At 43.6% G+C, this 21,783-nt stretch carries 22 protein-coding genes; 11 read left to right on the plus strand and 11 right to left on the minus strand.

Annotated elements, in window-relative coordinates:
• Positions 1-61 precede the first annotated feature (61 nt).
• Entirely contained in the window at positions 62-1,459 is a 1,398-nt protein-coding gene (locus LPKJCM_RS05650; RefSeq protein WP_057961261.1) for a sugar porter family MFS transporter, read from the minus strand.
• Positions 1,460-1,792: 333 nt separating this feature from the next.
• Here LPKJCM_RS05650 and LPKJCM_RS05655 point away from each other — a divergent pair, with 333 nt between their 5' ends.
• Positions 1,793-2,368 carry a MarR family winged helix-turn-helix transcriptional regulator gene (locus tag LPKJCM_RS05655; protein WP_057961262.1) on the plus strand — a complete coding sequence of 192 codons (576 nt, stop codon included), beginning with the start codon at positions 1,793-1,795 and terminating at the stop codon, positions 2,366-2,368.
• Between the two features lie 64 nt (positions 2,369-2,432).
• On the opposite strand, the gene ppdK is transcribed toward LPKJCM_RS05655, so the two are convergent.
• Positions 2,433-5,087, minus strand: a complete 2,655-nt coding sequence (ppdK, locus tag LPKJCM_RS05660; RefSeq protein WP_057961263.1) for a pyruvate, phosphate dikinase — start codon at positions 5,085-5,087, stop codon at positions 2,433-2,435.
• 271 nt (positions 5,088-5,358) lie between these two features.
• Here ppdK and LPKJCM_RS05665 point away from each other — a divergent pair, with 271 nt between their 5' ends.
• Both LPKJCM_RS05665 and LPKJCM_RS05670 read left to right on the plus strand, forming a co-directional pair.
• Positions 5,359-5,973 (plus strand): CBS domain-containing protein, encoded by a 615-nt coding sequence (locus LPKJCM_RS05665; protein WP_057961264.1) that lies wholly within the window; start codon positions 5,359-5,361, stop codon positions 5,971-5,973.
• Positions 5,974-6,128: 155 nt separating this feature from the next.
• The gene (locus LPKJCM_RS05670) at positions 6,129-7,136 is read left to right on the plus strand and encodes an acyltransferase family protein (RefSeq protein ID WP_057961265.1); all 1,008 of its coding nucleotides are present in this window, start codon (positions 6,129-6,131) and stop codon (positions 7,134-7,136) included.
• Between the two features lie 81 nt (positions 7,137-7,217).
• Here the strand turns inward: LPKJCM_RS05670 and LPKJCM_RS05675 are convergent, their stop codons facing one another.
• The 3 genes from LPKJCM_RS05675 to LPKJCM_RS05685 form a co-directional block, all read right to left on the minus strand.
• The gene (locus LPKJCM_RS05675; protein WP_057961266.1) at positions 7,218-7,703 is read right to left on the minus strand and encodes a GNAT family N-acetyltransferase; all 486 of its coding nucleotides are present in this window, start codon (positions 7,701-7,703) and stop codon (positions 7,218-7,220) included.
• Positions 7,704-7,740: 37 nt separating this feature from the next.
• Entirely contained in the window at positions 7,741-9,099 is a 1,359-nt protein-coding gene (locus tag LPKJCM_RS05680) for a uracil-xanthine permease family protein (protein WP_057961267.1), read from the minus strand.
• 247 nt (positions 9,100-9,346) lie between these two features.
• Positions 9,347-9,802, minus strand: a complete 456-nt coding sequence (locus LPKJCM_RS05685; protein ID WP_057961268.1) for a GNAT family N-acetyltransferase — start codon at positions 9,800-9,802, stop codon at positions 9,347-9,349.
• Between the two features lie 102 nt (positions 9,803-9,904).
• On the opposite strand from LPKJCM_RS05685, the gene LPKJCM_RS05690 reads away from it, so the two are divergent.
• The 7 genes from LPKJCM_RS05690 (at position 9,905) to LPKJCM_RS05720 (ending at position 17,037) form a co-directional block, all read left to right on the plus strand.
• Entirely contained in the window at positions 9,905-10,519 is a 615-nt protein-coding gene (locus tag LPKJCM_RS05690; protein WP_057961269.1) for a hypothetical protein, read from the plus strand.
• A 64-nt stretch (positions 10,520-10,583) separates the two neighbouring features.
• Complete coding sequence (locus tag LPKJCM_RS05695) at positions 10,584-11,093, plus strand: YbhB/YbcL family Raf kinase inhibitor-like protein (protein WP_057961270.1); 510 nt, start codon at positions 10,584-10,586, stop codon at positions 11,091-11,093.
• Between the two features lie 97 nt (positions 11,094-11,190).
• Positions 11,191-11,676: a universal stress protein gene (locus tag LPKJCM_RS05700; protein ID WP_057961271.1), complete on the plus strand. Its 486-nt coding sequence runs from the start codon at positions 11,191-11,193 to the stop codon at positions 11,674-11,676.
• A gap of 129 nt (positions 11,677-11,805) precedes the next feature.
• Positions 11,806-13,419 carry an FAD-dependent oxidoreductase gene (locus LPKJCM_RS05705; RefSeq protein WP_057961272.1) on the plus strand — a complete coding sequence of 538 codons (1,614 nt, stop codon included), beginning with the start codon at positions 11,806-11,808 and terminating at the stop codon, positions 13,417-13,419.
• Between the two features lie 98 nt (positions 13,420-13,517).
• Complete coding sequence (locus LPKJCM_RS05710) at positions 13,518-14,096, plus strand: hypothetical protein (RefSeq protein WP_057961273.1); 579 nt, start codon at positions 13,518-13,520, stop codon at positions 14,094-14,096.
• Between the two features lie 205 nt (positions 14,097-14,301).
• Positions 14,302-15,234, plus strand: a complete 933-nt coding sequence (locus tag LPKJCM_RS05715; RefSeq protein ID WP_057961274.1) for an SH3-like domain-containing protein — start codon at positions 14,302-14,304, stop codon at positions 15,232-15,234.
• 195 nt (positions 15,235-15,429) lie between these two features.
• On the plus strand, positions 15,430-17,037 hold the full coding sequence (locus tag LPKJCM_RS05720) for an APC family permease (protein ID WP_057961275.1): 1,608 nt from the start codon (positions 15,430-15,432) through the stop codon (positions 17,035-17,037).
• 117 nt (positions 17,038-17,154) lie between these two features.
• On the opposite strand, the gene LPKJCM_RS13530 is transcribed toward LPKJCM_RS05720, so the two are convergent.
• A complete protein-coding gene (locus LPKJCM_RS13530) occupies positions 17,155-17,328 on the minus strand; it encodes a hypothetical protein (protein ID WP_225364137.1) in 174 nt (57 codons plus the stop codon).
• Positions 17,325-17,915, minus strand: a complete 591-nt coding sequence (locus tag LPKJCM_RS05725) for a sulfite exporter TauE/SafE family protein (protein ID WP_225364138.1) — start codon at positions 17,913-17,915, stop codon at positions 17,325-17,327. Before LPKJCM_RS05725 ends, LPKJCM_RS13530 begins: the two co-directional genes overlap by 4 nt.
• A gap of 169 nt (positions 17,916-18,084) precedes the next feature.
• Between LPKJCM_RS05725 and LPKJCM_RS05730 the strand changes: the two genes are divergently transcribed.
• Positions 18,085-18,489, plus strand: coding sequence for a hypothetical protein (locus LPKJCM_RS05730; RefSeq protein ID WP_057961276.1), 405 nt, complete (start codon positions 18,085-18,087; stop codon positions 18,487-18,489).
• Between the two features lie 85 nt (positions 18,490-18,574).
• Here the strand turns inward: LPKJCM_RS05730 and LPKJCM_RS05735 are convergent, their stop codons facing one another.
• From LPKJCM_RS05735 to LPKJCM_RS05750, 4 genes are read right to left on the minus strand one after another with little or no spacing between them, the layout of a single operon-like run.
• Positions 18,575-19,375, minus strand: coding sequence for an energy-coupling factor ABC transporter ATP-binding protein (locus tag LPKJCM_RS05735; protein ID WP_057961277.1), 801 nt, complete (start codon positions 19,373-19,375; stop codon positions 18,575-18,577).
• Positions 19,362-20,195, minus strand: coding sequence for an ABC transporter ATP-binding protein (locus tag LPKJCM_RS05740; protein WP_057961278.1), 834 nt, complete (start codon positions 20,193-20,195; stop codon positions 19,362-19,364). Before LPKJCM_RS05740 ends, LPKJCM_RS05735 begins: the two co-directional genes overlap by 14 nt.
• A complete protein-coding gene (locus tag LPKJCM_RS05745) occupies positions 20,171-20,959 on the minus strand; it encodes an energy-coupling factor transporter transmembrane component T (RefSeq protein ID WP_174659014.1) in 789 nt (262 codons plus the stop codon). The genes LPKJCM_RS05740 and LPKJCM_RS05745 overlap by 25 nt, the downstream gene beginning before the upstream one ends.
• Positions 20,959-21,561, minus strand: a complete 603-nt coding sequence (locus LPKJCM_RS05750) for a hypothetical protein (protein WP_057961280.1) — start codon at positions 21,559-21,561, stop codon at positions 20,959-20,961. Before LPKJCM_RS05750 ends, LPKJCM_RS05745 begins: the two co-directional genes overlap by 1 nt.
• Positions 21,562-21,783: the final 222 nt, after the last annotated feature.

A 21,783-nucleotide genomic window follows, 5' to 3' on the forward strand; every position in this document is an offset into this window, starting at 1 on the left:
GTTATTGGACTAAAAAAGTCTCGGAAAATTTTTCCGAGACTTTTTTGATCCGTAACGATCTTTATTTCTGTTGTGCGGCCTTAGCTGCAGACTTTAACGCAGCGTTCTTTCTCATATCCATTTCAATTTGTTCCAGCGTCTTACCACGGGTTTCGGGCACCATGTAGATAACGAAGAAGATTGAAACAATGGCAAAGAATGTGAAGACGGCGAATGGACCGCCAACATTGTTTCTAAACATATGGAGTAATTCCAAGAAGAATTGTGAAACGATAAAGTTTCCAATCCAGTTGGCAGCTGAACCAATTGAGGTTCCGACGCCACGCACGTTGAGTGGGAAGATTTCACCGATCATCAACCAGCAGATTGGCCCCCATGAAACGGCAAATCCGAAGATATAAATCCCAATCAAAATCATAGTTGGAACAGCGGCATCTTGAACCTTTAAGGTGAAGTTCAAAATTGAGAGAATCCCGATTGACAATGCCATCACGATTGAACCAAATAAAAGAATGGTCCTTCGATTAAATCGATCCATAATGTTGTACGCCAAGATCGTGCAAAGGAAGTTGACAATCCCAATCCCAACCGAAATCCAGATCGCATTGCTTTCAGGGAAGCCAAACCCTTTGATAAAGACCTGTGGTAAGAAGTAAATCACTGAATTAATGCCGACCAATTGCTGCAGTAACATCAATAGAATTGCGACAATCACAGCAGGACGGGCAAAGGTAAATAGCTCCTTCAAACCGCCTTTAGGTTGATTGGCAACCATCTGAATATCGGATAGTTCTTTGTCAGGATCTTCATTGGTCTTGGCCCGCAGTTCATGAAGAACATCGCGGGCTTCGTCAATGTTGCCCTTTTCAACCAAGTACCGCGGTGATTCCGGTAAAATAATGGAGCCAATGAACAGCATCAATGCCGGAATCAAAGCCGAACCAAGCATCCAACGCCAATCACGTAACCCCAACAAATTGTGATGCAGGAATCCTAAGTTGGAAACATATGCCAGTAGAATCCCCAAAGTAATCATCAGCTGAAACATTGTTCCCAATGAACCACGATGAGGTGCATCAGCTAATTCTGCCAGATAGGCAGGGGTTAAAGCTGAAGCAGATCCAACGGCAAACCCTAAAATAATTCGGGCAATGACCATCGAAACAAATCCTTGGGCAAACATCGATAGCCCAGAACCAATCAAGAACAGAATTGAGGCTAAAATCAATAGACGTTTTCGACCAAATTTATCAGATAATGACCCAATCGATAAGGCCCCTACCGACGAACCAATCAAAACGGATGAAACAATAAAGCCAGTCTGTTCAGTGCCTAAATTAAAATTGCTTTCAATCAATGGTGAGGCACCTGAAATAATACCAGTATCAAATCCAAATAATAGGCCACCTAAGGCACCAAAGAAGAAAATAAAGAATGTACTCAAATGTCTTGCTCTCAAGATACGTCCCTCCCCCGGGAATAATTTGTTGAACGATTACATATTGTAAGCTCTTCCATTTGAAATGTAAACGTTTTACTCATTACTTTTTAAGTCTCTACCACTTCCTAGTCAGCTATTTACGACTATCATTAGTGTAAAAACGCGCGAGTATAAATTCAAGAATTTACATTTTTAATGTTCAAGATGATAACGATAACTGATTAGCTGTGAAAATAAGTTGAGATTTATTATGGTAGTTAGGTACCGAATCATTTTGCTTGCCATCAAAAAAATTCAGTGTATACTTCTCTTTGTTAGGTACCTAAATACAACAATCAAAGGAGAATGATTATGGCAGACACCAATAAAAGAGAACTATTAGGCAAATTTTTCGGCTTCCTTCATGGAACCCAGCGATTCGCCCGACACCAAGAACGGCCTTACCATTTACGTGGCCAAAACAGAGTCCTGGTAATCCTGTCAAAGGAAGGGACACTCATTCAGAGTCAATTGGCTGAGATCATGGATATCCGACCGTCATCAATGACTGAATTGTTGTCCAAGTTAGAAGAGCGCGGCTTGATCACCCGAACGCCTGACGAAAACGACAAACGAGTCACTAATGTGGCCATCACCGACGCAGGCAAGCAAGCCATCGAAGATGATGATTCTACTGATGACATGCTCGACCAGATTTTTGCCGGGCTTTCAGAGGATGAGTTGGCTCAATTAGATGAACTGTTGAGTAAATTAAACACCTCATTGAAAGAGAAGCTTCCTGACCAAGACGACGAACCACACTGGGGACACCGTTTCCCTCGTCGTGGATTTGGCGGTGGCCCTCATGGCCATCATGGTCATGGATTTGGCGGCCCACACGGCGATCCTAGGGGCCATGGCCCAATGGGATTCTTCCCACAGGACTAGACGTTCATCATTTTAAATCACAAAAGGCTGCCGTTTTTGCAGCCTTTTGCATACATAAAATGTTCTAACTCTTCACAAAACTCGCAATGACATCCTGTGTTTGACTCCGCCTAATCCTCGCTTGGGCGGCAGCGAGCCGTGCAACCGGTACTCGGTACGGTGAGCACGAGACATAAGAGACATTAATGGCTTCAAAGAACTCAATGGACTTTGGATCACCGCCAACTTCCCCACAAACACCGATTGGCAAGTCAGGTTTGGTCATTCGACCTCTCTCAACAGCCATCTTCATCAACTCACCGACGCCATCAACGTCAACCGTTTGGAATGGATCTGCTTTGAGCAGCCCTTTTTCAATGTATTCCGGCATGAATGAGCCAACATCATCCCGGGAGAACCCATAGGTCAACTGGGTCAAATCGTTGGTGCCAAAGCTAAAGAAGTCAGATACTTCTGCAACTTTATCGGCGGTCAGACAAGCCCGCGGGATTTCCATCATCGTTCCAACGGTGTATTTCAATCTGGTTCCCCGCTCGTCGAACAAGCTTTCCACCTGGTTAACCACAATGTCTCGAACCCAGTTCATCTCGGCCTTTGACCCGGTTAGCGGAATCATAATGTGTGGTTGAATTTCCAGTCCCTGAGTGTGCAGTTCCAGGGCAGCCCCAATGATTGCCCGTACCTGCATCTCATAAATATCAGGGAAGGTTACCGCCAATCGATCACCACGATGGCCGAGCATGGGGTTGATCTCCTTAAGGGCATCCACCCGGCGAACCAGGTAGCCTGGATCAATCCCCAACTGGTCGGAAACCTTGGCGATTTCCTTCGCATCATGAGGTAAAAATTCATGCAATGGTGGATCCAACAAACGAATTGTGACCGAACGACCTTCCGATAAGCGGAAGAGTTCGTAAAAATCTCCTTGTTGCATCTGCAGTAATTCTGCCAACGGTGCTTTTCGTTCTTCAACATCTTCAGCGATGATTAATCGTCTCATTTCCAGCAGCCGTTCCGGTTTGAAGAACATGTGCTCTGTTCGGGTAAGGCCAATGCCATCTGCACCAAATTTTAGTGCTTGGGCAAAATCAGCCGGCGTGTCGGCGTTGGCATACACACCAAGATCCCCTTCCTGCTTGGACCAATCCAAAATGGTCGATAAGTCATCGTTGACTTTTGAATCATTTGTCTGAATCTTCCCCAAATACAGATTACCGTTGGTCCCATCAACTGAAAGCCAATCGCCTTCATGCAGCTCAGTTCCGGCAATGGTTGCCATCCCGTTTTGATAATCAACCTGCAAGCCATTTACACCAACTGTTGCTGGAGTCCCCATCCCTCGGGCAACAACAGCCGCATGTGAAGTCATCCCACCACGAGAGGTCACAATGGCTTCACTGATTACCATTCCTTCGATGTCCTCTGGTGAAGTATCTTGACGAACCAGAATCACCTGTTGTTCCAAGTCATCATGCGCGGCTTTGGCAGATTCAGCGGTGAAATAAATCTGGCCGGATGCTGCCCCTGGAGAAGCTGGCAGACCACTGGCAGCCGGCTGGCTTTTCTTGAGAGCTTGTTCATCAAATTCTGGATAAAGAATGGCACCAACTGAATCCGGGTTAATTCTAAGTAGTGCTTCAGTTCGGGAGATCAGGCCTTCTTCGACCAAGTCAACCGCAATTTTAACTGCAGCCGTTGGGGTTCGCTTACCATTTCTTGCTTGGAGCATGTACAACGTGCCATGTTCAATTGTAAATTCCAAATCCTGCATATCGCGGTAATGGGTTTCCAACTTGTTGGCAGTTGCGACAAACTCGTTGTATAGATCGGGCATCGTCTCAGCGAGCGTACTGATTGGCTGCGGTGTGCGGATCCCCGCCACAACGTCTTCTCCCTGCGCATTTAACAGGTACTCACCAAATAATTTATTTTCGCCAGTTGCAGGGTTCCGAGTAAAGGCAACCCCGGTACCGGAGTCTTCGCCGGCATTACCAAAGACCATCATTTGAACATTAACGGCGGTCCCTAAATCGCTGGGGATATGATTCTCGCGGCGATAGACCTGGGCGCGGTGATTGTTCCAAGATTCAAATACTGCATTCACCGCAGCCAGCAGTTGAACTTTAGGGTCTTGTGGGAACTCTTTGCCAGCTTGGGCTATGTAAAGCTCCTTAAACTTGCCGACAATTGTGTGCAAATCCTCAACGGTCAGGTCAACGTCGGAAGCATAATGATTGGTGATTTTAGTATCTTCCAAGATTTGGTCGAAAATGTCTTCGGGAATTTCATACACCACATTGCCAAACATCGCTAAAAGACGGCGGTAACTATCGTAAGCAAACCGTTCATTATCGGTAATTGCAGCTAAGGTTTTAACGGTTTGATCATTTAACCCGATGTTCAAGATCGTATCCATCATCCCTGGCATTGAAATTGCCGCCCCCGAACGAACGGAAACCAACAGTGGGTTCTCTGTGCTGTTGAATTGTTTACCCACCTTATTACTCAACTGAGCAAGGGCTTCGTCAATTTGGCTGAGTGTGTCGCCATTCAACTGATTGCCATTATCATAGAATGCCTGGCAGGCTTCGGTGCTAATCGTGAAACCACTGGGGACCGGGAAGCCCAGAGAAGTCATTTGTGCCAAATTGGCGCCTTTACCACCTAATAAACCGCGCATATCCTTGTTACCTTCTTCAAAACGATAAATATATTTCATATCATAACGTCCTTTCTGAACTAATTAGTATATTTTATTGGGTGCATTTATCATATATGATACGTCTTAATAATGCAAATTAATTTTTAAAGAACGTTTTATTACCGAGTGATAAATGCTTGTTTTTAAGGCGATTGAGTCGGTCAAAAAGAATTTTATATCTTAACCATCTGCCGAAATAAGACGTTTTATTAGATACATACCTAATCAAACATGGTAGAATTGGATTAGTGGTACGGACCAACGACTATAAAGAGCAGGAGCGATTGACTTGAAATTATCCGACCGGCAAAACCAGATTACCGAAATTGTTAGGGCACATCATCCCATCACCAGTCGACAAATTGCCGCTGAGCTGGGGTTAAGCATGCCAACCATTCGATCTGACCTCAGACTCCTGACGGCATTTAACATTTTGGAAGCCAAACCAAAAGTCGGCTACACCTACAATAACTCTCAGGCCAAATCTTTAGATTATACCAAACTTTACTCCGAACCAATCCAAAACATTCTGCAGAAGCCGACCGAAATTCGGGAAGACGCAACCCTGACCGAAGCCGTCAACACCCTATTTATCGAGGATGTCGGTTCGCTTTACGTGATTGGTGATCACCAAGACTTAGTCGGCTTAATTTCCCGCAAGGATTTATTGCGGGCAACTTTGAATAATACCAATGCCTCTCTAACACTGGCCAGTACTGTGATGACTCGAATGCCCAACATTTTCACCGTCACGCCAGACATGTCGGTTCTTCAGACGGGGCAACTCTTATTGGATCGAAAAGTTGATTCGCTGCCAGTGGTAGATAAGCAACAACCTACTAAGGTGGTCGGCAAAATTACTAAAAATAGAATCTTTCAACATTTCATTACCAGTGTTGACTAATCACCGTATCCAAGAGAGCTCAGGCGTCTGCCTTTGCTCTTATTTTGTTTATCAGAAAATGTCAGACCTCAGTTTTGCTTTAAGTCTGTTTTAAGGTCAATAATGTATAAATAAAATAGTTTATTTTTACAAAGGACGGTGACTGCAAAACAACTATGTTGAAAAAGAGAATTGAATGGATTGATATCGCCAAAGCATACGGTATCATCGCGGTGGTGTTTGGCCACGCATTGGCAAGCGGCACGACCACCAACATTATTTATTGGTGGCACATGCCCCTGTTTTTCATTATTGGTGGGTTCTTCTTAAAGCCCATTGATGCAACTAAACTAGCTCATTGGAAAAAGTTCTTTAATAAACGGATCTACCGGGACCTGCTGATTTACTTCATTGCTGGAATCGGCCTGATCCTGTTATACAGTATCTTGTATAATAAAAATTGGGATTACTTGATTAACCACTTATCAAGGCTACTAGTCGGCGGCCGGACATTGAACCTGTACACATCAACCTTCTGGTTTGTAAACGTCTACCTGCTTTCAATTACGGCGGTCACCCTATTGATTTCAACAATTAAATCCCGGATCGGCCAACTAATAATTGTTGGGTTGGGATTACTTTTATCCACCTGCTATGACAAAATTGACTGGTTGAACTTATACAGTTATCAAACGATGCCTTGGAACTTGGACATCGTCTTGATTGCCGCTTTCTTTACCTATATCGGTTATCTATTTTTCCACACCAATTGGCACTGGATTGAAAAGCCGCTATCGATTGCGATACTGATAAGTGCCTCATTAATCATTATTTGGCTGTATGTGAATCAGCAGTTCAGCTTTGAATTCTCGATGAAGTCTCATCTCATTCAATCATCAGAACCTAAAGTTTTGATGCTGGCCACGATTCCATTAATCTTTTCATTTGGTGTAATGGGACTTTCAGCACTAACCAGTAAGTTATCTTCTGGTCTATTACTCTCAACAATTGGTCGGCACACAATGATTATTATGTATCTGCACGGCGCTCTGCTGGATATGGCGGAGCAGGCCGGCATTGAAAATGTTGCCGTGAAAGTAACGATCGCGCTAGTTATTCCAATGCTGCTGGCCCTCCTCAAGCAGCCGGTTGTTCGTAGAAACAGATTATATTTACGGGGTTAAAAAAGACAGGCAACCACTTCAAACTGCGAGGTGGTTGCCTGTCTTTGCCAAATTCTTAAATCATCATGATTCTATGTTTAATTAGTTAAAGTCCAACTCCAAATACTCCGCTCCATCTAAGGGATTAAAGCGGTATGGATCGATTTGTTTGAAACCGGCTGCGTGATAAATTTTCAAAGCACCGACCATCGATTTTAGGGTATCCAAACGAATAGCCTGATAGCCTAAATGCTGGGCACTCACTAAAATTCTGGCGACCAACTCCTGGCCAATTCCTAATTTTCGAAAGTCGTCTCGAACGTAAAGCCGTTTCATTTCCGCAATCTTCGGTTCGAATTCATGGACGGCAACGGCCCCAGCCAAGTGGTTATCGACATACGCGAGAATGAGATCGCCTTTGGGTTGCTTATATCTCGTTGCCAATTCTTTCAACTCATCCTTGAAGTCTTGAAATTCTAAATCAAATCCTAAAGACTGTGAATATTCCACAAAAAGTTGCTTGGCAGCTTCAAAATCTGCCTGGGTGCTTGCGTGCTTATACTTCGGTTGTGCCTGTTCTGCTTGCATCCCTCCTGACAATTAGGAGTAGTGTACAAAATTTGAGTTATTTATGCAAACGACGTTGGTGAAGCAAACGCTGCTTTTCTTCCTCGGCAGCCTTATCAGCTAATTTCTGCTCATGTTCCCGCTCACTGGCAGCTTTTTGCGGCAGAACCAAGTTGAGAACAATCCCGATAATTGTGGCAAATGCCAATCCGGTAAACTGAAATTTGCCGAGCTGGAGATAGGCATTCCCAACACCGATGACCATGACCGTTGAAGCAATCATCAAGTTACGCTTCAAGCCCATATCAACTTTGTTTTCAACCATCACTTGAATTCCGGCAGTCGCAATCGTTCCAAAAAGCAGGAAACTAATCCCCCCGATGACCGGCATCGGCATCTGCATAATCAAAACGTTTAATTTGTTAACGAAGGCAAACAGGATTGCAAACATGGCAGCCCCCATCAGCACGTAAACACTGTGAATCTTGGTAATCGCCATAACCCCAATGTTTTCACCATAACTGGTCATAGCAGGTGCACCAACTAAGCCGGCAAATAGTGAAGCAGCCCCATCGCCCGCCAAAGTTCGGTTCAAGCCAGGATCCTTAAAGAAGTCCCGACCGGTCAGTTCATCCAAGACCATGATGTGCCCCATGTGCTCGGTCATCGTCACGAAGGCAATTGGCGTAATCGCTAAGATAGCTGCCCAATCGATGTGGAATTTGTAATCAATCCCTGGAATGTCAAAAGCTGGAATTTTGAACCATGGCGCATTAGCAATCGCATTTAGATCAACGATTCCACAGAATACTGAAATAACGTAACCACAGACAATCGCCAGTAGAACTGGAATTAACCCAATGAAGCCTTTGAATAACATGTTAAAGATAATAGCTAAGAATAAAGTGGCTAAGGCAATTACAAAATATAACAGGCTGTACTTACCGTTCTTCATCATCGCGTCTTGCGCAGCACTGTCGGCAAGCGACAGGCCAATCACCATCACAATCGGCCCCACCACAATTGGCGGTAAAATATGATCGACCCAATCCGATCCAACTGCCCAAATGATGGCGGCGACGATCATGTAGACAATCCCAACCCCAATCACTCCTTGGGCAATTCCGGGATAACCGGTCGTCTTCATGAGTGCTAGCATCGGTGTGATAAAGGCAAAACTGGATCCCATGTATGCCGGAATCTTGCGTTGCGTAATCATAATATGTAACAGTGTTCCAACACCGGATGCGAACAACGCGATGCTTGGACTTAATCCAACTAATAGTGGAACAATCACCGTTGATCCAAACATGGAGAACATATGCTGCAATGACAATCCAATCCACGGGAAAAACTTGGGCATGTCGTGGATATCCAGAATCGCGCGATCGTCATGAAATTCATTCTTGTCTGCCATAAATATTTGCCACCCTCAAAAATATTTAAATCTCTCAACTCAGATATCCTAGCGGCTGCCCCAATGCATTACTGCAAATTCTGTTGGACTAACATAATCCAAAAAAGGCATCCACCAAGCGTTAGGCAAGGCAGACACCAATTAGAGCATTCACTCGTTCAATATCGTCGTCTTACCAGCCTCACGGGACCAGAGTTAAAGATTCATTCATTGTCATCATTATAATATACCGTGATTGCTTGTCAATCTAATCTGTCAATGGCATCTCCATGTCAATATGGGGAATCCCATCTTCTAAATAAACATCACTGACATTTTTAAACCCAAACGACTTATAAAATTCGTTGAGATATTCCTGTCCAGCCAGGACAATCTTGGCCGTATGCGGCATTAACGACGGGATACGGTCAAGGGCTGCTTGAACCAGCTCACGGCCCAGACCGCCGCCACGATGATTGGGATTGACAACCACCCTGCCGATACGGGCAATTGTGGCGTTTTTCTCGGGAATAATCCGCGCATAAGCGGTAAGCTCATTCTGGCTGTCTTTAAACATTAAATGATAGGCAATTAAATCGTCATCATCAACTTCTTGGTAGTAGCACTTTTGCTCAACCACAAAAACCGCCACTCTCAATTTATAAATTTGAAACAATTCTTGAGTCGTCAATTCAGGAAATGTCTTAACTTCATTTCTGTCCATATCTGCCATCCTTTGTAGTAAAAAATACAAGTTTTTTGCTATCTGTTATAATATATTCAACTAGATCAACATGCAATAAGAGAATCTAAATGAGGTATTAATTTGAATAGGCATGACGATGAACCACAATATAAAAAATATGACTTCAATTCCGAAGAAAATCGGCGTCGGCAACGGCGCAAACAGTATAGCGGCTGGTGGTTTGCCCTGCTAATCCTAATTGTTGGAATTGTCTTGGCTCTTTCGATTAATTGGTTCGTAACTTCCGGTAATCATCGACAGAACAATTCAACCAACTCGATCAGTAAGACCATCAAAAAGTCCGAGAAAGAATTGTCCGGAAACGCCAAAAAGGGGTCACTGACCACCCAAGTTGAGAAAAATCGGGTAAACGACTTTAGCAGTAAGCTTAAGGATGCCCAGCAAAGTGGCCTCAATCCCAAGGAACGACAGCAGTTCCAACAAACAATTAACGAAGAGCAGAACCAATCTGTTAAATCTCAGGAACAGAATCTCTTGAACGGCGTCAAAAGTGACAAGCCCGCAAAGCCACAGAAAGCCCCCGATCAATTCTCAAGCACCCACACTTTCGCTTCCGTTCAGGATGCCAAGAACTGGGCGAATGCTACCAAGCAACAGTGGTTGAAGGCTGGCTATGTCAACTACACAATTACCTCAAACGGACAAGGATATTATGTTTTGCAATTTATCAAATAATTGAACCGATATTATTTTATTCTATGATTAAAAGACATATCATTGAGATGGAGGAGGGATCGTTATGGATATTCGAGTACCATTAACAAAGGGCCTGTTAGCGGATAAGTACAGTAAGTATGCTGCCAAAAATGACATTCTTGACGGAAAGCCGATTGTTTCATTTCCAATTCAAATTACGAATGTCCCAGAAGGTGCGCAGTCATTGGCGTTGACGCTGCTGGATTGGGATGCCGTTCCTGTCAGCGGGTTTCCATGGATTCACTGGATTGCGGCCAACATTGCGCCCGATGTAACTGAAATTCCTGAAAATAATAGTCAACAACTAAGAGTTGCAATGATCCAAGGACGTAACAGTATCGCTGGCGGCTTGATTGGCAATACCGATCACACCTCAGCTTGGCATTATAATGGTCCTAACCCACCTGATAAAATTCACAATTATCACCTATCAGTCTTTGCGCTTGATACGCAGTTAGCCTTGAAAGACGGTTTCTGGTTAAACGAGTTGCAGGACGCTATGCGTGGCCATATTCTCGAAACAGCCGAGTTTATTATTCCTAGTAAGCCATGATTTTCTGAAAATGATTCAGGATTTCAGTTTTTAAGCGTTATTCGGCTGAATAATTAGTGATATAATGAACTTAAATTAATTTGTGGGAGGTTTCTTCATGGAATCCAATTATAAAACCATCTTAGTACCTGTTGACGGGTCTAATCAGTCTGAAGATGCGTTGGCTAAAGGTGCACAATTTGCAAAAAATAATGATGCCCATCTCGATGTTCTTCATGTTTTGAGTACGCAGCAATACGGTTATAATTATGGTGGAATGGTCGACGGGGATGTGATTAACAACCTTGTTGAAGATACCACTGATTACCTGAACAAACTGGTCGATCGGATTAAGAAGGAATCTGGACTTGATGACATTTCAATCCATATTCGTTTTGGTAACCCCAAGACCGTTATTTCAATGGAATTCCCACGAGACCACAAATCTGATTTAATTATTATTGGTGCGACCGGTATGAGTCGACTGCAGCGAGTGCTTGAAGGATCAGTATCGTCATTCGTTGATCGAAACGCCAAGTGTGATGTCATGGTGATTCGTACTAATACTGAAAATAAACCATACGTACCATTTCCAAAAGATTAATCAAGCCTCGGCATTCAGCAATGAATGCTTTTTTTGTTCTCAACAAGAGCCTTTCATTGACGTCACCGGTCAACAAGGTATGATTAAATCAATGAATGTAAGCGCTGTATTTTGAGAGGAGAATCAACCATGAAAGTACTTGTAATTGGTGGAATTGCCGGCGGACCGTCGTTTGCCACCCGGCTACGACGAATCAATGAAGAAGCCGAAATTATCATCTTCGAGCGGGGCGCTGCAATTTCTGTTGCCAGTTGTGCCCTGCCCTATTACCTGGGAGGCTTAATTAAGGACCGCTCGGCCGTGATTGAACGAACGCCTGAAATTTTGAAACAAAAGAATAATATCGACGTCCGGTTATTTAACGAGGTCACTCAAATCAATCCCAAGGATAAAAGTGTGACCGTCAAAAGCCTGCAAACGGGCGAGACTTATACCGAAGATTACGACAAATTAGTTATCGCCACAGGGTCCAGCCCGACTGTGCCCGAAATTCCGGGTATCCACGATGCCAACAATACTTTCGTATTAAGAGCCGTCACGGATGCTGATAAGATCAAATCATTTCTTGAGGAGAAGCATCCAAAGTCCATAACCGTCTTGGGGGCTGGTTCAATCGGGATTGAAGTTTCAGAAGCCTTTGTTGATAACCAAATGGACGTCACAATCATTGAACAGACCGGGCATGTTGCGGCACCATTTGACCCCGAAATTACCGACATTGTTGCCGACGAGCTCAAAAAACAGGGCGTCAACGTGATTCTGAATGAAAGCGTTAAAGAAATTCAAGATAATGGTCATACCTTAATCCTGGATGATGGTTCAGTCCATCAAACTGACATGCTATTTTTAGGCACGGGAGTCAAACCCAATAGTGAAATTGCCGATGCAGCTGGGATTTCACTATCTGATGATCACCACATCATCGTGGACAATCACTTGCAGACAAACATCCCCGACATCTATTCGATTGGTGACGTCATCGAAACGACCAGCTTAATAACTGGCAAACCAATTCCAAGTTTGCTCTCAAGTGCTGCCAATCGCCAGGGCCATTTGCTTGCCGATATGCTGAACGGAAGTCCTTTAGAATATAAGGGATTCATTAGTGCAGGCGTTTCCAAATTCTTTGATTTAACAGCCAGCTTTGTCGGGTTTACTGAGCAGACACTTCAACAGATGGGCATCAACAATTATCGAACGGTATTCATCACGCCATTTGACCGGGCTTACTTCTACCCAAATGCCGACAGAGTCAACTTCAAGCTGATTTATGAAGATAAAACCGGCAAAATTCTCGGTGGTCAAGCGGTGGGCCGAAACGGGATTGATAAACGAATCGCTGAATTGTCTGTCGCAATTACCGGCAACCTGACGGCATTTGACCTGCCATCGCTTGAGATCCCCTACTCACCACCATATTCTTCTACCCGTGATGTGCTGAATATCGCTGGCTACGTTGCCATCAATCAATTAACCAATCAATCTGCCACAATTAAAATTGATGATATTCCGGACGATGACCTGAAAACTGCGGTGTTCTTGGATATCAGGGAGGCTGGAAAATCGGCAACCGGATCGATCAAACCAACTTTGAACATCCCGCTTTCCGAACTCCGAGAACGGATTGACGAAATTCCTAAGGATAAAAAGGTTTATATTACCTTCCGGAAGGGTCTCGGCCCGTACAATGCAACTCGTGTTTTGGCGGGCAAGGGGATTAATGCGACGATGATTGAAGAATAATAAATCAACAAAAAGGGGATTTTTTGGACAAAATGTCCATTTAACCCCCTTTTTCTGAAACATCAACGTATAATATATGTAGATGGGAGTGTGATGATATGCCACGCAAATTAAGTCCAAATACTGCTGTTAAAAAAGTCCTGAAAATTTACCAGCAAAATTTTATGAAGAATCAATTTACTGCACCACAAAATGATGCGCTGCATTTAATCTTTAACTTAGGATTCACGGTTAGTCCAGACGTCAACGAGAGTTCGTACGGCTATGTCAAAGTCGTTAATATGGATACGGGGAAATCGCTCGTCCTAACCAAACTAAGCGGTAACAAAGCGCTATTAGATGGTGGAACGACTGTAATCTCCGAACCGGATCTTGACTTGGATACTTTTGACTACGTCGATTATTTGAATTCAAAGGGTGATAATCCGGATTACCTAGCACCAACCGTCGCAAATCTAAAAATGCTGAGGAATCGGTTGAATCAATTGAACGCGGATTTTGATCGTTTGAAACAATTGCGAAATGATTATCAAGAACATCTAACCAGCATTGACTCTGAATACAATCAGAAAGTGAGTTCTTTCATTACTATCGTCAATCAAGTTGAACGAATGTCCAATAAAATAACTGAAGAAGATGGTGAAAGTGACGATTCATCGCGATTAGAGTCTAAATAAGTAAAGTAGGAAAGTTTTCCTGCTTTTTTATTTTACCATATCGTTTATTATTTGGTACATATTTTCATTTTAGAGAACTATTATTAGATTAATTTAACTTTGCGTTAATGAAATCACCATTATTTTTACCCCGCTTTTTCATATTTGCTCTATAAAATTAACTTATTGCATAATTAAGTGCAAATATTTTTTGGAGGGACATTTTATGAATATTTCTAGAATCGCGTTAGCATCGCTTATCTCGTTTGGGGTATTGGGAGGTGCCAGCCTGACTGCCTCTGCAAGTCATAATCATTACCAACGGATCATTTGGAATAAACCGATGTCACATCAAAAGGTTGCTTTGAAAAATGGCAGGGGAATTATTTGGAACAAGCCATTTAAGACTGCTAAAAATTCAAAGATTACCTATCGACTTTCCCATAAGAAAGGGTTGGTATTGACCACCGTTCGCCACATGAAAATTAAGAATGGTAATATTTATTATTTTGTCAAAGCTGGCAAGATTAGTGGCTGGATTAATAAAAATAGTGTGAAGTTAGTTAAGAATGGCATTGCGACACCCACAGATCAAACAACAGGTGCCACTTTTGTCCAGCCTACTGGATCAGTTCAAAATATTGTTCATTATGAAGATACGACAAATAATCAAGTCTCAGCTAAGCCTTCGCAAAATGCACCTTCTTCTACTAATAATTCCACATCCATTACTTCTGTCAGTCATTACCCAACCACTTCAAGCTCACAAACATCCCTCCCAACAACAGACCCTTTCAGCACTTATACAACTGGTCGTATTGTGGAGGTACCAGTAAAACCCGGTAAAAAGGCACCAAGACCTTTGAATGTGAAACAAGGAGCAGTCGTTTATGAAAAAGTATGGCGGGATGGCAACCTCGTCGCAAATAATATCTCGTCGACAATCACTGTTGGAACCCCGATCAAAGTTGCACTATGCGACGAAAGTCCAGCCACACAGCTTTTAGTTCGCACCCTGGATGGAAAGGTATCAGGATACGTCGACCGTAGCCAAATATCATTAGGCAGGCTGACTAAGGATGAGTTAACGGCAGCAACGCCAAAGACACCAACTAAGCCAACTACCGAAACACCTGTTAAATCAAATTTGGCACAGTAACATTTTTTGGGAGCACAGTTGCTCCCTCTACATAGATTCAAACATCTAACTAGCAATATAAAGCCAATGTCTAAATTCATCAAATTTCCCCAACCTCCTGCTATGACAACCACCGTCTGCCACTGCAAGCTTTCATTCATTTGCATTCATTTTTATCTTTGGTAAACTAGTTGTCATCGTTAACAGGAGGTATACATGGATTCAAAAAACACAACAAAGATTGGACTTTTTCAACTTGTAATGCTGACACTGGGCTCTTTAATTGGATCTGGATGGCTTTTCGGTTCTTGGGAAGCCACCAAGATCGCTGGCCCAACGGCAATCATTTCTTGGATCATTGGTGGAATTGTAATTGCTGCCATTGCCTATGACTACGTCGAAATTGGTGCAATGTTTCCAGAGGCTGGCGGGATGAGCCGCTATGCCCAATACTCTCATGGACCATTACTCGGATTCATTGCCTCATGGGCAAATTGGATTTCATTGATCACTTTGATTCCCATCGAAGCCGTTGCTGCGGTTCAGTATATGAGCTCTTGGCCCTGGGATTGGGCAAACTGGACGCATTCTTTCTTAAAGGATGGCACCATTACCACCTCAGGATTAATGGTCGTATTCTTGTTCATCTTGGTGTTCACATTGCTAAACTTTTGGTCGGTTAAATTATTGACCAGTTTCACAAGTTTAATTTCCATTTTAAAAATTGGTGTTCCTGCCCTTACGATTGTGATGCTGACAATCTCTGGGTTTTACCCACAAAACTATGGTCATTCTATTCACGAATTTATGCCATATGGCTCTGCCCCCATTTTTGCTGCCACCTCTGCTGCCGGAATTATTTTTTCATTCAATGCATTCCAAACGGTCATAAATATGGGCAGCGAAATTAAAAAATCCCGAAAAAATATTGGCCGAGGCATTTTTATTTCACTTCTAATTAGCGGTGTGATCTATATTTTGCTTCAAAGCACCTACATTACGGCTATGAAGCCTGACTCCCTTGCCGCAACCGGCTGGAGTGGCTTCAACTTTAATTCACCATTTGCTGATTTAGCCATTTTGCTTGGCATTCGTTGGCTATCTGTTCTACTCTACATGGATGCTTTTGTTTCGCCTGTTGGAACCGGCGTTTCCTTTGCCGCTTCGACTGGCCGCGCACTCTATGCGATGGAAAGTAACCAACATATCCCTAGTTTCATTGGTAAAATTAACAAAAAATACGGCATCCCACGAGTGGCCATGATCGTTAATCTGGTACTAAGTATGTTAATGGTCTCGGTGTTTAGATCTTGGTCAACACTGGCCACTGTCATTTCAACTTCGACCTTGATTGCCTACTTGACTGGCCCTGTAACAGCGGTTGCTTTTCGAAAATTAGCGCCTAATTTCAAGCGCCCAGTTAGATTAAAGAATCTTGGCTGGATGGCCCCTTTGTCCTTTGTACTGGCATCACTAGCCATCTACTGGGCAATGTGGCCAACGACAATCGAAGTCATTTTGGTCATTTTAATTGGCCTGCCATTTTATTTCTATTACGAATACCGAGCAGGTTATGTCGACACTAGGAAAGCCTTCTATTCAAGCATGTGGATGATTATTTATCTCATCGTCATCTCAATCATGTCTTACATTGGGAGTGAGCAGTTTAATGGCATTAACTGGATTCACTATCCATGGGACTTTTTGGTCATTTCCCTTGCTTCACTATTGTTCTATTATTGGGGCATTAAAACGGCGCATGTCTTTCCAGACTTTTATCAAGCAAAGGAACTCAACGACACCGTCAAAATGGACGACGATTAATAAGCGACATCATAAAAGAGCCGGCAACTGCGTGAACTGCAGCTGCCGGCTCTTTGAGCATCTAGTGCCCCTGCCAAGGTAATTCAATCATACTCCAAATCATATCCACTAGTGAAATTAATTTAAAAACTGCCAAACCGTTTTGGCAAAAAAAATAACTAAAACAATGATAATGATTGGTCTGGCAATTGCACTACCATACTTTTTATAATAAGACGCCCCGAGAAAATTACCCAAAATACTAAAGACCCCAGCAGTCAGCCCCAACCAGATCAATACTTTGCCATTCATGAAAAAACCACTAACGCACAAACATTCGTCGTCAAATTAATCACCTTGGTATTACCAGCAGCTAGGTTAATGGGTAAATGGGCAATCCCAACCAGTGTCAAAATCAAGAAAGTCCCCGTTCCTGGCCCATAAAAGCCGTCCCAAACACCGAGAGAAACGGAAATCAAAATTGTGGCGACAAACTGTGACCAGGACAACGGCTCAGAATTAGTCAACTGCGAGTTAAGTGAGTGCCGATTTAATAACAAGTACAGTGCCGTTATTGGCAGGACAACTAATAAAATGAGCCGAAAATAATAATCAGAAATATGTAAAGCCAGATTGGCGCCAAATGAAGAACCGACAATCGCGGCTAAGACAGAGAACAAAGCCAGTTTAACCCGAACATAACCACTGCGCATAAACTCTAAAGTGGCAACTGTCGTCCCCATAGCTGAGGATAACTTATTGGTTCCAACTGCAAAGTGAGCTGGAATCCCGACCATCAAATAAGCTGGTAATGAAATAAGGCCGCCACCGCCACCAATTGCGTCAACGAAACCAGCCAGAAAAACCAACGGGCAAACAATCATAAATTCACCAAACATCCCACCATCTCTTTTCTCATCATGATTCTCAGTTTACCGCGAAAAGATTGATCATGAAACGCTAAATTTAAACTTCATGTTGAAAATCATAATCAATCAATTAAACCAAGCTTACATGCTCGGAATGATTCCGATTGTGGTATAAATATATATGAGGGGGATACATATCATGAAAAAAATTAAATGGTTGTTGCTGGCATTGGCCAGTTGTGCATGCTTGTTACTATTTACGGAGAATCCACGGGTTGATGCTGCCGGGTCAATTCCAAACTGGTATTTAGGTAACTGGCAGGCAGTTAATGGCAAAAATGTGTACGTCGGCATTCGTCGTAATGAGGTGATGCTTCAGGTGAAAAACGACGGTGTTTACTGGAAGCCGGTCATTTGGAAAAAAGATCCGCAAGAAGCCGGGGTTATTTTTGGAACCGGAATCGGCTCTAAAAATGCCAAGACCTATTTCGTGCTCGTCAAACAAAAGATCCAGAAAAAGTGGTACATGGTTATGACCATGAAACAAAACAAGATCAAACCGAGTGATTTGAGAAAGCATCCCATGATCATGAAACGATATTAAACACAAAAAGGTGCCTATCTGCGTTCTTCACAACAATTGAGAGACCGATCTTGACCGTTGGAAGGAAGACAGAGAGGCGCCTTTTTTAATCATCGTGATTTTTCTGCCAGTAGTCATCAACACTTAAATACGTCTGGGAGTCACCCAGCAGTTCAGCCACAGCCATAATCCGTGGCGGCAGTAATCCAACTCGATCAACGAGTTCGTGATCGCTAAACAGCTCCCGTGGACTACCGGCAAAACCAAACTTTCCGTGTTCCATAACATACACCGACTCAAATTCGGCAGCAACCCAATCCATGTCGTGAGTAATCGTGACCACTTGATGGCCTGAATCCGCCAACTCATGAAAAATAGCTGTCAGCTTGCGGCGGCTCTCCCAGTCAAGCGACATCATCGGTTCATCAAACAAATAGATCGCCGGATCAACTGCCAAAACCGTCGCAACACTCAGCAGCTTACGTTCCGATAAGGATAGGTCATATGGATTCTCAGCTATTCTTGCATCCAGCCCCACTCTTACCAGGGCATTCAAAGCTTGCGTGGCAATCTTATCCCGGTCATCGGTAACTTGGGCGACGCTCCACTCAACCTCTCGCTGAACAGTTGGGTTAAAGAGTTGATCATCGGGATTTTGAAAAGTAATGCCAACTTGTCTTAATTTCTCAATTGGCTTAAGGTTGTTAAAATCGGTCCCATTGATCTTAATCACCCCAGCCTGCGGCGTTAGCAGGCCAGTCAATAATTTGAAGAGCGTCGATTTGCCAGCACCATTTTGACCGACAATTGCCACCATCGGGTCAGCCAAGATCTGATTTTCAATTGATAGGCTAAAAGATCGCCCCGGGTAGGTGAACGTCAGGTGATTCAGTTCAATTGTGCGCATACCGAACCTCCTTTAACTCAGCCGCATTCACTGGGTATTGCCCATCAGCCATTCGCCAATTCATTTTTTGTGCCAACTGAGTGATGGTGGGTGCTGGAATCTGCCAGTCAGTCGCCAAATGGTTGAACACATCTCCTGGCGTTCCCTTTGACACCAGTTGACCATCGTGCATCACCCACACACTGTCAGCTATTTCACAAAGATCGTCAATTTCACTGGTAACAATCAACACGGTGGTGTCTTTGACCCCGGCCAGCCAGTGGAAGAACTGCCGGCGGCCCAAGGGATCCATCTCGCTGGTTGGGTCGTCTAAAATCAAAACAGTCGGATGAGTGGCGATCGCAGTTGCAATCGCCAGTCGTTGAATCTGACCGCCGGATAAACTTTCAGGATGCAGATGAAGCTGGGCGCTTAATCCCATTTGGGCTGCCACTTTTTCGATCCGCTTTTGAATCAAATTTTCAGCGAGCCCTTGATTGATTAAGTCAAAGGCGATTTCATCAGCAACTGTGTCAGACAAACCACTCAATTGACCAGCGGGATTTTGCAGCACAACGCCTGTCATGGCATTATAGGCCGGCCAATCGTCCACCCGCCGGCCGAACAGACGCCACTGACCTTCTACCTCAGCCGAAACAATCTTGGAAATCACCCCAGCCAGCACGCGGCACAGGGTTGATTTACCCGAGTGGCTATTGCCAATAATCCCAACCACTTGGCCTGCCTGAACTTCCGCGTTGATACCGCGTAACTGTGGCTGGGTAGTGCCAGGATAGCGGCTAGTTAAGTTATCAACTACAATCCGTTTATCTTCGTCCATATTTTCCACCCAATCAATAGAATTGCTAATCCAGTTAAACTAATGTGAAGCATTCGTGACAGATGATATTGTTGTGAGGTCTTGACGGTACGATTGGGATTATCAAAACCTCTTAGCTGGAGCGAAATTGATCGTGCCATCGATTGATCCAAAGTCTTAATCACTAAGGGGATTAGAACTGGCAGCACCGATTTTAATTTCTGAATCAGCGTTTTCTGCGGATTGGTTCCGCGAACTTTCTGCGCCTGCTGAATTTTCCGCATATTGCGCATCATCTCCGGCAAAATATAGCACACGGACATTAAGACGTAGACAGTTTTATAAGATAATCCAGACTGTTCCAGATACGCGGCGTTTTCTGAGATGCTCGTCGTCACCATAAAGAATCCGCTGGTTAAAATGATCACCAATACACGACAACCAAGCATTGTGGCGTAGATGAGTCCTTCCTTGTAAAATGAGATCCCCAGCACAGAAAATAACACCGTTTGATTGTGACTGTAGAACAACCCTTGAATGATCAGCATGGTGACAATCAAAAAGAGACTAAACCCCAGCGCTTTAAAAGTCGTCGAATTTAGTTTGGAGAACAACAATAACAGTGTGGCGACCAGAATCAGCCCCACCTGCAGCAATAAATTCGGACTGGCAAAGCTCAACAATGTCATATCCAAGATAAATAAGAGCTTGGTAATCGGATCGATCACCTGATACCACTTACGTTTGACCTGTGGCGTCCCGGAAATCAGTGTTTGATCAGTCATCATTTATCATCCCTAAAAAAGTGCACCATCCGCTGCGGCAGCTGACGATAAATAAAGAATGCCAGATAGGCCACGCAGACTTTATCCAAAATATCCAGGACAAATTCATCCGTAAATGAGGCCAGCCACACCGGTGCATGATTGGCAACCATCACCGCAAACAATGAGTCACCCCAAGCAATCCCAGTCTGACCACCCCAAAAAATAACGTTGAGCGGGGTCGAAATCACCGCCGAAACAATCGCAATAATAATAGCTGAAACAAATACCCGTCGTGCTGATGAGAACCACCCATTGGCATGCAGGACCCCGACTGCAATCCCGATGCCGATACTGGTAATCGCATACACTGTCGAGATTGGCGACAAGGTCAATCCATAGATGACATTATTGATGAACCCGCTGATGGCACCGGCAACTGGACCAGCGAGCATACTGGCAAGAAAGGTTCCTAAAGACCCCAGCCAGACAGGCAACTTTAACCCCTCGGCTAATGCTTTGGCAACATAATTAATTCCAACAGCTGCTGGAATGAGCGTCATAGTTGCCGCACTTAACTTAAATTTCCACATACTGGTACGATGAATCGGTTCTGTTTTCATAATTGTCTCCTTTATTTTTAATTACTATAAAAGTATCTTTCACCTTTAAGTAAAAGTAGAAAATACTTTTAATTGACTTGGCATTTATTCTACAAGTTTCAACCAAAATGTCAAGAAACCACTCACTCATTTTTCACCAATCGAGCTCCCACTGGTTAAGAAACGGATAAAATATCAATTGCTCGGCGCATCTGTGTCCGGGGATGCTCATAATGAAATTAT

Source organism: Lentilactobacillus parakefiri (assembly GCF_002157585.1).
GTDB classification, from domain to species: Bacteria; Bacillota; Bacilli; order Lactobacillales; family Lactobacillaceae; genus Lentilactobacillus; species Lentilactobacillus parakefiri.